This is a genomic window from Embleya scabrispora, assembly GCF_002024165.1.
Lineage (GTDB): Bacteria > Actinomycetota > Actinomycetes > Streptomycetales > Streptomycetaceae > Embleya > Embleya scabrispora_A.
The window spans coordinates 254,169-267,145 of the sequence record NZ_MWQN01000002.1; the positions used below are offsets into that span (position 1 = coordinate 254,169).

Annotated in this window: 6 protein-coding genes; 2 read left to right on the forward strand and 4 right to left on the reverse strand. The window is 73.8% G+C overall.

Annotation, left to right across the window (positions count from 1 at the left end):
* Nucleotides 1–85: 85 nt before the first annotated feature.
* The 3 genes from B4N89_RS31660 to B4N89_RS31670 all read right to left on the reverse strand — a co-directional run bounded on the left by B4N89_RS31660 (nucleotide 86) and on the right by B4N89_RS31670 (nucleotide 9,519).
* Nucleotides 86–6,406 carry a type I polyketide synthase gene (locus B4N89_RS31660; RefSeq protein WP_078979917.1) on the reverse strand — a complete coding sequence of 2,107 codons (6,321 nt, stop codon included), beginning with the start codon at nucleotides 6,404–6,406 and terminating at the stop codon, nucleotides 86–88.
* A gap of 504 nt (nucleotides 6,407–6,910) precedes the next feature.
* The gene (locus tag B4N89_RS31665) at nucleotides 6,911–7,990 is read right to left on the reverse strand and encodes an ROK family protein (protein ID WP_078979918.1); all 1,080 of its coding nucleotides are present in this window, start codon (nucleotides 7,988–7,990) and stop codon (nucleotides 6,911–6,913) included.
* Entirely contained in the window at nucleotides 7,987–9,519 is a 1,533-nt protein-coding gene (locus tag B4N89_RS31670; protein WP_235619027.1) for an APC family permease, read from the reverse strand. The genes B4N89_RS31665 and B4N89_RS31670 overlap by 4 nt, the downstream gene beginning before the upstream one ends.
* Before the next feature lie 226 nt (nucleotides 9,520–9,745).
* Between B4N89_RS31670 and B4N89_RS31675 the strand changes: the two genes are divergently transcribed.
* Nucleotides 9,746–10,984 carry an ROK family transcriptional regulator gene (locus tag B4N89_RS31675; RefSeq protein ID WP_078979919.1) on the forward strand — a complete coding sequence of 413 codons (1,239 nt, stop codon included), beginning with the start codon at nucleotides 9,746–9,748 and terminating at the stop codon, nucleotides 10,982–10,984.
* A 13-nt stretch (nucleotides 10,985–10,997) separates the two neighbouring features.
* On the opposite strand, the gene B4N89_RS53110 is transcribed toward B4N89_RS31675, so the two are convergent.
* Nucleotides 10,998–11,756 (reverse strand): winged helix-turn-helix transcriptional regulator, encoded by a 759-nt coding sequence (locus B4N89_RS53110; RefSeq protein ID WP_078979920.1) that lies wholly within the window; start codon nucleotides 11,754–11,756, stop codon nucleotides 10,998–11,000.
* A 144-nt stretch (nucleotides 11,757–11,900) separates the two neighbouring features.
* Here B4N89_RS53110 and B4N89_RS31685 point away from each other — a divergent pair, with 144 nt between their 5' ends.
* Nucleotides 11,901–12,812: an NAD(P)-binding domain-containing protein gene (locus B4N89_RS31685; RefSeq protein ID WP_235619028.1), complete on the forward strand. Its 912-nt coding sequence runs from the start codon at nucleotides 11,901–11,903 to the stop codon at nucleotides 12,810–12,812.
* Nucleotides 12,813–12,977: the final 165 nt, after the last annotated feature.

Consider the following 12,977-nt stretch of genomic DNA (forward strand, 5'->3'; position numbering starts at 1 on the left):
GGCTCCTGACACAGGGGGTGGCCGCACGACGCCGGGGGCCGGCGGTGCGGTGGTACGACGGGCGGACGGGGTGCGGACGGGGTGGTCACCGATCCGCCGCGTCGAACGGGAGCCGGAGCAACCAGGATTCGACCGCCGCGACCACCGGTCCGGCGTGCGCGTCGAGCACCGAGAAGTGGTCGCCGGGCACGTCGACGCGGGTGTGCGGGAGCGCCCAGTCGGCGGCCCCGACGAGCGGTCGTTCGGCCCGGAGCAGCAGCGTGGGCGTGCCGATCGGCTCCGGTTGCCGGGCGGTCAGGATGCGGAGGTAGGCGCCGGTCGCGGTGAGCCGGGTCGGGCCGGCGTCGAGCGGGTCGGCGGCTCCGGGGCGGGCGCCGGCCCCGGCCTCGGGGCCCGACTCGGGCCCGGCCGTGGGCGCGGCGAGGATCGTCGGCAGCGCCGTGGCGAGGAGGGCGGGATCGGGACGGGATGTGTCCAGCAGGACCACCCCCTCGGCCGGTCGGCCCAGCGCCTCCAGACGGCCGGCCACCGCGTGGGCGATCAACCCGCCGGAGGAGTGCCCGCACACCACGAAGGGCGCCGAACCGTCGCGGCGTTCCAGACCCGCGACGTGTGCCGCGACGAGGGCGTCCAGGTCGCGCGGCAGCGGTTCGCCGGCCAGGAAGCCCGGTTGGGACAGGACGTGGACCGTGCGCACGCCGGCCCAGTGGGCGACCAGGCGGGCGTACTCGTGCGGCCCGCTCATCGGCAACACCGAGGGGAGCCACACCAGATCCGGGTGCACCGCGCCCCGGGCCCGGGTGCGGCCGATAAGAGCGTGGCCGGACGCGGTCGCCGTGTCGAAGGTGGGGCGCAGTCGCGACGCGCTCGCGAGGATGTCCAGGGCGACGGCGGCCTGTCCGTCCGCGCAGGCCCGGCGCACCAACGCGGCCAGTCCGTCGGGCAGTTCGGGACTCGGCACGGCGGATGGGACGGCGTCGACGATCCGGGTCCAGACGTGGGCGGCGAGTCGGGCCGGGGTGGGGAGGTCGAACACGACTCCGGCGGGCAGCCGGACACCGAGCAGATCGGTGAGCCGGCGGCGCAGGCGGGCCGCGGCAAGCGAGTCGAACCCGTGCTCCTGGAAGGCACGATCGGCCGGGATCTCGTCGGCGTCGGGGTATCCGATCACGTCGGCGGCGATCCGCCGGACCAGGTCCGACACGGCGATCCGGCCCTCGGCTTCCGGGAGGGCGCGAATACGGTCGGCGGTTCCGGCTGCGGTGTCGGCGTCGGCGGGTCGGGCGGGCGCGGGCGGCAACGGGGTGGCGGGCGTCGACGTGTCGGGCAGCCAGTACCGCTCCCGCCGGAACGGATACGTGGGCAACTCGACCATGTCCCGCGCCCGCCCGGGGCAGACCGACCGCCAGTCGACGGACACGCCCTGGACATACGCGTCGGCCATCGACAGCAGGAAGCGACGCATCCCGCCGTCGCCCCGGCGCAGGCTGCCCACGGCCACCACGTCCCGCCCGGCCGCCTCCGCGCTCTCGTGCACGGCGTGGGTGAGCAGCGGATGCGGGCTGGGTTCGACGAAGCAGCGGTGGCCGTCGGCCAGCAGCTTGCCGACCGTGGTGTCGAACGCGACCGGCAGGCGCAGATTGCGGTACCAGTACTCGGCGTTCATCCTCCGTGTGTCCAACCGGCCGGGGTCGACCGTGGAGTACAGCGGGATCCGTCCGGCGCGCGGGGTGATCCCGGCGAGTTCGGCGCGCAGGCGGTGTTCGGCTTCGGCCACGTGCGCCGAGTGTGAGGCGTAGTCGACGGGGAGTCGGGCGACTCGCACGTCCTCGGCCCGCAGTTCGGCCAGCAGCGCGTCCACCTCGGGGGCGTCCCCGGCGAGCACCACCGAACGCGGTGCGTTGACGGCGGCGATGCTCACCCGGCCTTGCCGAAGCGCGGCGCGGGCCCGGAGTTCGTCGGCGGACAGCGCGACGGAGGCCATCGCACCGCCCGCGAGTTCGCGCACCACCCGGCCCCGTACGGCGACCACCCGGGCGGCGTCGGTGAGCGACAACGCTCCGCTTATGTACGCGGCGGCCACCTCGCCCTGGCTGTGCCCGACCACGGCGGCGGGTCGTACGCCGTAGGCGCACCAGAGTTCGGCCAGCGAGACCTGCGTGGCGAACAACACCGCCTGGATCACCTCGACCCCGTCCGCCGGGGGGCCGTCGGCGGCGCCGCGCAGGACGGCGAGGGGGGACCAGTGCAGGTGTTCGGCCAAGGCCGCGTCGCAGGCGTCCATCGAACGGGCGAACTCCGGTGACTCGGCGAGCAGTCCGTCGACCATGCCGGCCCACTGCGACCCCTGGCCGGGAAACACGAACACGGCTTCGCCGACCGGTCCGGCGATCCCGCCGACCAGCTCCGGCGGGTCCTGCCCCGCGGCGAACGCGCGCAACGCGGCCCGGAAGGCGGCCGGTTCGTCGGCGATCACGACGGCGCGGTGCTCGAAGCCGGTCCGGGTGCGGGCAAGGGTGTGGCCGACGGCGGCCGGTGTGACGCCGGCCCGGACGGTGGGGTGATCGGCCAACCGCTCGGCGAGCGCCCGCAGCGCGGCCGGGGTCTTCGCGGACAGGACCCACGGTACGGGTCGGCCCGGCGCGGCGGGCCGCGCGGCCGGCGCGTCGTCGGCCTCGTCCGCCTCCGCCACCAGGACATGGGCGTTGGTGCCGCTGATCCCGAACGCCGATACCCCCGCGACGCGCGGGCGGGCGGCGGACCTCGGCCACGGGGTCGCGGCCGTCAGCAGCCGAACCGTGTCGCCCGACCAGTCGACGTGCGGGGTCGGCGCGTCCACGTGGAGTGTGCGGGGCAGGACGCCGTGGCGCAGCGCCAGCACCGTCTTGATCACCCCGGCGATCCCGGCGGCGGCCTGGGTGTGGCCCAGGTTCGACTTGATCGAGCCCAACCACAGCGGAGCACCCGCGCGGCGCCGGCTGCCGTAGCCGGCCAGGATCGCGCGGGCCTCGATCGGGTCGCCCAGCGGGGTTCCGGTGCCGTGTGCCTCGACCGCGTCCACCTGGTCGGCGGTCAGCCCGGCGTCGGCCAGGGCCTGGCGGATCACCTGCTCCTGGGCGCCGCCGTGGGGCGCGGTCAGCCCGTTGCTCGCACCGTCCTGGTTGACGGCGGAGCCGCGCAGTTCGGCCAGGACGGGGTGGCCCAGGCGCCGGGCGTCCGAACGCCGTTCCAGGATCAGTACGCCCGCGCCCTCGGCCCATCCGGCGCCGTCCGCCGCCGCCGCGAACGCTTTGCAGCGGCCGTCGGCGGCCAGCGCCCGCTGCCGGCTGAACTCGACGAACGAGCCGGGGCCCGCCATCACGGTCACCCCGCCCACCACGGCCAGCGCGCACTCGCGGCGGCGCAGCGCCTGACCGGCCAGGTGCAGGGCGACCAGCGACGACGAGCAGGCGGTGTCCACGGTGAGCGCGGGACCGGTCAGGCCCAACTGGTAGGCGATCCGGCCGGACGCCACGCTCGCGGCGTTTCCGGTGAGCAGCCGACCGTCGAAGCGCTCCGGGGCCTCGCCGACGCGGGGCGCGTAGTCCGCGGCCATCATGCCGACGTAGACGCCGGTGGGCGTACCGCGCAGGGAAGCGGGGTCGATGCCGGCCCGCTCCAGCGCCTCCCACGTGGTTTCCAGGAGCAGCCGCTGCTGCGGGTCCATGGCCAGCGCCTCGCCGGGGCCGATGCCGAAGAAGCGGGCGTCGAAGTCGGCGGCGTCGGAGAGGAATCCGCCGTGTCGGACGTAGGAGGTACCCGGGTGGTCGGGGTCGGGGTGGTACAGCCGCGCCGCGTCCCAGCCGCGATCGGCGGGGAACTCGGTAATCGTGTCGCGGCCTTCGTCGAGCACGCGCCACAGGTCGGCCGGGGAAACGATCCCGCCGGGGAAGCGGCAGCCCATCCCGACGATCACCAGGGGCTCGCCGTCGTCCCCGGCGGCCGGCCGCGGCACGGCGGTGTCGTCGGGTTCCGTCTCGTCGCCGAGGGCGAGCAGGTGTCGGGCCAGCGCACGCGGGGTCGGGTGGTCGTAGACCACGGTGCTGGGCAGCGGAACCCCGAAGGCGTCCGACAGACGCAGCGCGAGCCGCACCGCAGCCGCCGACTGCAAACCGAGCGACCCGAACGTGGCGTCGGCCACGACGGGCCCGGCCACATCGCCACCGACCGCGTCCGCCGCAAGCCCCAGAACCAGGTCGAGCACGTCGACCGATCGCCCCACCCAAACCGCCGACCCGGCCGGCTCGGCCGGCTGCGCCGGACAGCCCGAGTCGGCCGGGTCAGTTGGGTCGGCCGCGTCGGCCGCGTCGGCCGCGTCGGTTCGGCCGGCCGCGTCGGCCAGGTCGGTTGGGTCCGTTGGGTCGGTTGAGCTGGTTGAGCCGGTTGGGTCCGCTGGGCAGGCGGGGCGGGCTGGGTGGGCCGGGTCCGCTCGGTCGGCCGAGCCGGTCGGGTAGGGCGGGTGCGCCGGGCAGGCCGAGTCGGTTGGGTCCGCCGAACCGGCCAGGCACACCGTGCGGGCCGAGTCGGGTGGGTCCGCCGAACCGGCCAGGCACACCGAGCGGGCCGAGTCGGGTGGGTCGGCCGAGCCGGCCGGGCAAGCCGGGCAGGCCGAGTCGGTCGGGTCGGCCGGGTGGGCTCGGTCGGTTGGGTCGGTCGGGTCGGGTGTTGTCCGGGTCGGCCGATCTCGGTGGGGTGTCCCCCTTCGGCCCGGCCCGGTCGCGTGCTCCGCACCACTGCCCCGGGTGCCGCCGGATGTCGCGTCGGTTCGGTTCGCCAGCAGCTCCGCCAGCCGGCCGCGCGCGATCTTGCCGGTCGGGGTGACCGGCACCTCGTCGACCACGATCAGCGCCAACGGCCACTTGTACTCGGCGACCTCCCGGCGCGCCAGGTGTGCCCGGATCCCGTCCAGGTCGATCGCGGCGCCCGGGCGCAACGCGGCGACGACACACGGGTATTCGCCCAGCCGGGCGTCCGGGCGCGCGCCGATCGCGACGGTGGCGAACTGCGGCAGCTCGTCGAGCACCGCCTCGACCTCGGCGGCGCCGAACTTCAGCCCGCCGACGTTGATCGACTCGGCATGCCGGCCGTGGAAGGCCACGGTGCCGTCCTCGGCGAGCGCGGCCCGGTCCCCGGTGCGCAACCAGCCGTCGGCGGTCATCGCGGCGCGGGTGAGTTCCGGATCGCCCAGATAACCCCGGAACAAGTGCGGCCCCCGGTACTGGAGTTCACCCACCTCACCCACCGCGCACGGCGCACCGCTCTCGTCCAGCACCCGCACCCGGGCGTCCTGGAGCGGGCGACCGATGCTGCGGGCGGCGACCTCGGGGGGATCGTCCGGGAGCGTGTACGTGCCGGCGCCGAGTTCGGACATGCCCCACTGGACGATCGTGCGGGCCCCGGCGACACGTCGCAGTTCCGCGACCAGCCGGCCCGGCACGGCGGCGCCGCCGGTCCGGACCTCGCGCAGCCGGATCGGCGGGTGGATCCCGGTCCGGCCCACCACGTCGCGCAGTTGCGCCGGGACGGCGAACAGCACCGTGGCGTCGACCCGGGCGGCCAGGTGGGCGAAGGTCTCGACGTCCCAGGCGGGAAGCAGTCCTTGACGGTGGCCGACCAGCACCGACAGGTGGATCGACAACAGGCCGAACAGGTGGGTGAACGCGCTTGCGCTGACGATCGTGTCGTCCGCCCGGACGCGCCCCTCCCGGGCCACCGTCGCGGCGTTCGCGAGCAGTCCGGCGTGGCTGTGCAGGCAGAGTTTGGGCCGGGTGGAGGTGGTTCCGGAGGAGGGCAGCAGGACGAACGGCTGCTCCGGACCCACCGGAACCGGGCGCGGACGGCGGCCGGCATATGCGCGCAGCAGCGCCGCGAACGAGCGCACGTCGGGGGTCTCGGTGACCGTACCGGTCACCAACAGGCGGGTGGGGACGGCCAGTCCCGTCGATATTCGCCGCGCGTCCGCGAGTTCGTCCCGACCGCGCCACTCGGCCGGCAGCACGAGGACCCGGGGCGTCACCCGCTCCAGCAACGACCGTACTTCGCGCGGGCCCAGGGCCAGGTGCAGCGGCACCATGACCGCGCCCAGGTCGGCGATCGCGACATGCGCGAGCAGGAACTCCCAGGAGTTGGCCAGCCGTACCGCCACGGGATCGCCCGGGCGCACGCCGAGGTCCTGGAGCCCGGCGGCCAACGCGTGCGACTCGGCCCGCCATTCGCGCCAGGTCCGGACGTGTTCCCCGTCGGACACGGCGGGTGCGTCGGCCCACGCGGCGGCGGCCTCGGCGAACAGGTCGGGCAGCGTACGCGGGTTCTCGACCCGGTCGTGCATCGTGTCGTCGATCAGGTAGTCGCCCACCGTGATGGCCATCCGCACCTACCCCCGCACACCGAATGGGCCGCCACCCGCCGACCGTTGCGCACACAGGCGGTGACCATGGCGCGCGTATGCGTGTGCATGGTGCGGGTGGGGCGCACATCTTGTCAAGACGAAAGGGTCTTATCGGTCGATCATTTCGATCGGGATGCGGAAGCCGACGTGCGGCGGGCGTTCTCGGCGGCCGACGGAAGTCGCCCGGCATCGGCCCCGAGCGGACTCCGGTCGCGGCGATTTCGGAGCGCCCGTTGTCCGGGTGGGGACGAATTCCGACGCGCATATCGCGCGTGCCGCGCCCGAATTCGACTCCGGTGTGAAATCGACGCAGGCGAACCTGGTACACGTTCCGAATGCGGTCCGGGCGCATTCGGAACGTGTACCGGGCGGATCGCGAGCGCACTCGGTACGTTCCCGGCGCCCGCGTGCCGGACTAATTCGATCCGCAATTCCCCTGTCGTCCCGTCCGATTCCGGACACGTATCGAGCCGGGGCACTCCCTCATGGTCGCCCGACATTCGACGTCGCTCCGGCGGCGGCCGTCCGCACGCGGGGCGATTCGGCGGCGAGCGAAAGGGCGCCCCGCAGGGAGGCGTCCTGGAGGAAGCGGGCCGGGACGACCACCGGCGGGAAGGGCACGGCGGTGCGGATCCGGGCGCGCAGCGCGGCCAGAACACGCGGAGCGGATCGCATCAGGCCGCCGGTGATCGCGATACGTTCCGCGTCGATCGTGATCGCCAGATTCGCGACGTGGAGGGCGAGTTCGTCCAGCGCCTCGTCGACCAGGGCCCGCACTCGCGGATCCGGGTCGGTGAACAGGGCGGCGGCGTCCAGTTCACGGCCGAGCAGTTCGCCGCCGCGCCGGCCCAGGCCGCTGCCGGCGGCGTACTCCTCCAACGGGGCGCGCCCGGCGCCGAATCCGATGTCCGCACGGTCCCGAAGCAGGTAACCGATCTCGCCCGCCGCGCCGTTCGCCCCGGCCAGGACCCGCCCACCGAGCACGATCGCCGCGGCGATCCCGGTACCGAGAGTGAGCAGGATCGCCGGATCCGCCCCTCTCAGCGCACCCCAGCGGGACTCGGCCAGGGCCGCCGCCTTGCCGTCGTTGCCGACCGCGACCCGCTCGGGGTCCAAGTCGAACCCCTCGGCCAGGGTGGTCGCGAGCGCCAGATCCTGCCAGCCGGGCACGTTGGGCGCGAGCAACACCCGGTCGGGCAGCACGATTCCGGGACTGACCGCGCCCACCGCCGCGCAGTGCCCACCGGTGTCGGCCGCCGTCCGTGCGACCAGGTCGCGCGCCGCGTGGATCGCCCGCCGCACCGCCTGTTCGGCGCCTTCACGTGCGTCGGTTTCCAGCCGCTCGCCGGCCAGCACCGTGCCGTCCGGCCGCGCGGTCGCCACCGCGATCTTGGTGCCACCGAAGTCGATCCCGCACACGAAGGACTCCCCCGCCCCCGCGCCCCATGCCTCGGCCGCACCGGGTGCGCCGGGAGCGCCGGATGCCTCGGCCACACCTGGCGCGTCCGGAGCGCCGAATCCCTCGGCGGCAGCGGGATTACGATTCCCGCCGATCGCCCTCATGCGGGCTCCGCGACGCCGCCGCCGGTCGCACCGGCTCCACCCGGCCCGACCTCGCTCGCCGCCGCGGCCGGTGCCGGCTCGCCCTCGTTCTTGCCGTCCACATCCGCCTCGTTCCGGTTCAAGTACACCTCGTCGATCTCCCTCGGCCCGAACGGCCAGGTCCGCTCCACCTTCGCCCAGATCAGGAACGCCAGGCACCCCAGCGCCACCCACGCAAGCGACCACTCGATCGGATGCCGGTCGGGCGAATTCTTGTCCGCGTAGCAGAAGATCGCTATCCACCCGACCAACGAGACCACGGCCGGCACCGGGTAGAGCCACATCCGGTAGGGCCGGCGCAGCCCGGGCTGCCGGCGGCGCAGCACGATCAGCGCGGCGACCTGGGACACCGCCTGCACGATCACCATCACCGCGGTCAGCAGCACGATGATCGTGTTGAAGTCGGTGTGGTTGCCGATCAGGAATCCGGCCGCCGTCACCACGCCCATGGTGACCAGTCCCACGGTCGGGAACCGGTGGCGCGGGTGCAGTCGGGCGAACTGCTTGAAGAACACCCGGTCGCGGGCCGCGTCGTAGGGTACCCGGGAGCCGCCGAGCAGGCCGGCGAACACCGACGCGAAGGCGGTGATCAGGATCAGTACGGTCACCGTCTGCGCCGCGCCCTTGCCCCACGCCTTCTCCAGGACCAGCGAACCGATCGAGGACGAACCGGAGATGGCGTCGGTGTCGGTCACGCCCAGGACGCCGATCTGCATGATCAGGTAGATCCCCATGATGCCCACGATCGAGTAGACGATCGAACGCGGCAGTACCCGGCCGGGGTTCTTGATCTCGGCGCCGAGGTAGGCGGTGGTGTTGTAGCCGAGGTAGTCGTAGATGCCGATGTTGAGGCCGCCGACGAAGGCCAGCCAGAACCCGGTGGTGCCCACGTCGAACGCGCCGTCGGGATAGGTGAAGGCCAGGTCGGCGTCGAAGTTGGTGTAGCACGCGATGATCACCGCACCCACGCTGATCAGCATGACCACCCACATGACGGTGCTGAGCAGCCCGATCGACTCGATCCGGCGCCACAGCAGCAGCACCACGAGCACCACCACGCCGACGCCGACGACGTCGCCCTCGGTCTGCGACATCGAGGGCCACAGGTATTGCAGGTACTGCACCATGCCCAGCACGCCGGTGGACATGATCAGCGGGATGAACAGGATGGCCGTCCAGACGAACAGGAACGGCATCAGCCGGCCCGTGCGGTACTGGAACGCCTCGCGCAGATAGATGTACGTACCGCCCGCGCCCGGCATGGCGGCGCCGAGTTCGGCCCAGATCAGGCCGTCGGCGAGGGCGAGCAGCGCGCCGGCGAGGAAGCCGAGGATGGCCTGCGGACCGCCGAAGGTGCCGACCATCAGCGGGATCGTGACGAACGGTCCGATGCCGCACATCTGGCTCATGTTGATCGCGGTTGCCTGGAACAGGCCGATCCGGCGGACGAATCCGCCGTCCGACGTGGTCGTTCTCGGGCCGGCGCTCATCGTGGACCTCCTACAGAGGGGTACCCCCGGGGACCGCCGGGGGCCGGAACGATGGTGCGGAGAAAGGGAATTCGGACAGCCGCCGAGTGCTCGGGGCGGTCGGTTCGTTAAGTTAAATTCCTTAACTAATCGTCGTCAAGAGCGCCCGGGGATCGAGGCCACATCTTTGCCCTTCCGTGGCGGTTACAGTGGCGCGACCACCTTCGATGCCGCTGACGGAGAGCCGATGACCCCAGGAGGTATCCCGCCGGAACCCGACGCGCCCGCCGTGGCGCACTGGAACCGGGGCGTGCTGCGCAGTCACAACGAGCGCGTGCTCCTGGACCGGGTCCGCGCCGCCGCACCCATCTCGCGCGCCCAACTGGCCCGCGACACCGGCCTTTCCAAGCCGACGGTGTCCACCGCCCTCGATGCGTTGGAACGCGCGGGACTGGTGCGCCCGGTGGGCCTGGAGACCGGCGCGCGGGGTCGGGCCGCGCTGCTGTACGAGCCCGATCCGACGGCGGGCTACGTGGTGGGGATCGACGTCGGGCGGTCCTGGATCCGGGTCGCGGTCGCCGACCTGGACGGCCGGCTGCTGGCCCGGCAGGACCGGCACAACCGGGCCCGTACCTCGGCCACCATGCTGACCACCGCCACCGACCTGGCGCGGACCGTGGTCGCCGACGCCGGTTTGGAGCCGACCGCCGTGGTGCACACCGTGATCGGCTGCCCGGGCGTGTACGACCGCGCGGCCGACCGGATCCGGTACGCGGTCAACCTGCCCGGATGGGGTCGCCCGGGGCTGCGCGGCCGGATGGAGGCGGCGCTGGGCACCACCGTGGAGATCGTCAACGACGCCAATCTGGCCGCGCTCGGCGAGTACCACGGCGGCGCCGGGGCGGGCTGCCCGCTGTTCGTGTACGTCACCGTCGGCACCGGCCTGGGCATGGGCATCGTCGCCGACGGGCGGCTGTTCCCGGGCGCGGGCGGCGCGGCGGGCGAGATCGGCTTCCTGCCGCTGTCCCCGCGCCCGTCGGACCGGGTCGGGCACGGTGCGAGCGGCCCGGTACCGCGTCGCGGCATGCTGGAGGACGCGGTGTCCGCCGACGCGGTCGTGCGCGGCGCGCGGGCGCTGGGGATGACCGGACCGCTCACCGCGAAGACGGTCTTCGACGCCGCCCGGCGGGCGGAGGAGCCGGCCGCGAGCGCGGTCCGGCACGAGGCGCAGCGGCTCGCCCACGTGGTGGCCTCGGTCGCCGCCGTGCTGGATCCGGAGCTGGTGGTCCTCGGCGGCGGGATCGGCGCCAACGCGGACCTGCTGCTCGGCCCGATGACCACCGAACTGCACGAGTTGACCCCGCTGCGTCCGCGGGTGGCCGCGAGCGGCCTCGGCGAGGAGGCGGTCCTGCTCGGCGCGGTGGCCACGGCCGTCGCCACCGCCCGCGACCGGGTCTTCACCCACCACACGATGGGCCAGGGCTGACCGGAGGCCGGCCTCATCCTCGGCCGACGACCAGCGGTCGCGGTTGCCGCGCCACCTCGCCCAACCGGCCGATCAGGCCGCGCAGCACCTCCGCGTCGTCCCCGCCGGCCGTCCGGAGGCGATCCCGCAACACCCGCACGGCCTCCGCCCACGTGCCGTCGGCGACCCAGCGGCGCCGGCACGCGGCGACCGTCCGCCACGGCCCGAACCGGGGTGGCAGGTCGGACCAGCGCACACCGGTCCGCATCCGGTACAGCACACCGTCGACGACCCGACGCAGCGCCGGTCCCCGGTCGCCGCCGGGCCCGGATCCGGGCCAGAGCGGCGCGAGCAACGCCCACTCCCGGTCGGTGAGTTCGGTGTGCTCGCCGACCACCGACAGGGTGATCAACCGGTCCGTATCGGCGCTGTGCCCGGAGGCGTCACCCAGGAGGTTCGCCCGCCCCCACGCGCCGAGCGGGCGCAGTGCCCCGTTCAGCGACGTGCCCAGCGGCGTGAGCGAATACTCGACCCGCAAGGGCAGTTCGTCGAACTGCTCACGACGCACGATGCCGTCCTGTTCCAACTCGCGCAGATGCGAGGCCAGTACCTTCTCGGTGATCCCGGGCACCAATCGGCGCAGCTCGCCGAAGCGACACGGGTGCTCGTTCAGCGCCCACAGGATGAGCACCTTCCACTTTCCGCCGACCACCCCCATGGCCGCGTCGATACCGCAGACGTACGCCCCGGGCCTGCCCCTGCTCCCGCCCGTTCCCGTGTCCGTGCCCGTCATGTCGTCCGTCCTCCGCCCGCTCGTAACCCGTGCACCGTCCCCGCTTCGGCACCGCTCGGGCCGTCCCGGCGACCGGCGTCGCGCGAGTACCCACTTCCAAGTGCGTACTTGCCCGCCCGGACGCCCGTGACCAGCCTGATCGGCATGGAACCCGACATCGGTACGACCGATCCCACCATGCCCGCGCCCACCCCGAAAACCCCACTCGCCGTGCTCGGCCTGGGCGCCATGGGCGGCGCACTGGCCCGCGCCTGGCTCGCCGCCGGACACCCGCTGACCGTCTGGAATCGCACTCCGAGCCGGGCGGAGCCGTTCGCCGCCGCGGGGGCGACCGTCGCCGCGAGCGCCGCCGAGGCGGTGGCCGCGGCCGAACTGGTCGTGGTGTGCCTGCTCGACCACGCCTCGGTCGAGGAAGCCCTGGCCGGTGTGGACCTCGCCGGCCGGGATCTGGTCGACCTCACCACGACGACCCCCGCCGAGGCCCGCGCCGGCGCCGCCCGGGCCGCCGAACGCGGGGCCCGTTTCCTGGCCGGCGGGGTGATGGCGATCCCGCCGATGATCGGCGTCCCCGGGGCCGGCGGCTACGTCTTCTACAGCGGCTCCCGGGACGTCTTCGACGCCCACGGCGACACCCTGGCCGTGCCGGCGGCCGGCCGCTACACGGGCGCCGACGCCGGTTTCGCCGCGCTGCACGACGTGGCCCTGCTCAGCGCGATGACCGGGATGTTCGCCGGCATCACGCACGCCTTCGCACTGGTGCGCGAGGAGGCGATCGAACCGACCGCCTTCGCCCCGCTGCTCGCCGAATGGCTGACCGCGATGGCGCCCACGGCGCACCGCACGGCGGCCCAACTGGTGGCCGGCGACTACGTCTCGGGCGTGGCCTCCACGCTCACGATGCAACTCGCGGGCGCGCCGACCCTTTTGCGCACCGCCGCCGAGCAGGGCGTCAGTCCCGAACTGCTGCTCCCCTACCTGGCGCTGATGGAGCGTCGCGTCGCCGGCGGACACGGGAACGAAAGCGGGACGGGGCTGATCGACCTGCTTCGCGGCTGAGCCGGGTCCGGATCCCCCGCCCATCCCGGACGCGGGGGTCCGAGCCGGCCCGGATCCGCACCGCCGATCCCGAATGCGCGGAGCTCGACCCGAATGCGCGGAGTCGAGCCCGGCTCGACTCCGCGCACCCGAATTCCCTTGCGCCGGCGCCTGTTCGATCACTCG

Coding starts and splice junctions, on each gene's coding strand:
- B4N89_RS31660 (WP_078979917.1), bottom strand. CDS start 6,406: ATGGCCATCACGGTGGGCGACTACCTGATCGACGACACGATGCACGAC.
- B4N89_RS31665 (WP_078979918.1), bottom strand. CDS start 7,990: ATGAGGGCGATCGGCGGGAATCGTAATCCCGCTGCCGCCGAGGGATTC.
- B4N89_RS31670 (WP_235619027.1), bottom strand. CDS start 9,519: ATGAGCGCCGGCCCGAGAACGACCACGTCGGACGGCGGATTCGTCCGC.
- B4N89_RS31675 (WP_078979919.1), top strand. CDS start 9,746: ATGACCCCAGGAGGTATCCCGCCGGAACCCGACGCGCCCGCCGTGGCG.
- B4N89_RS53110 (WP_078979920.1), bottom strand. CDS start 11,756: ATGACGGGCACGGACACGGGAACGGGCGGGAGCAGGGGCAGGCCCGGG.
- B4N89_RS31685 (WP_235619028.1), top strand. CDS start 11,901: ATGGAACCCGACATCGGTACGACCGATCCCACCATGCCCGCGCCCACC.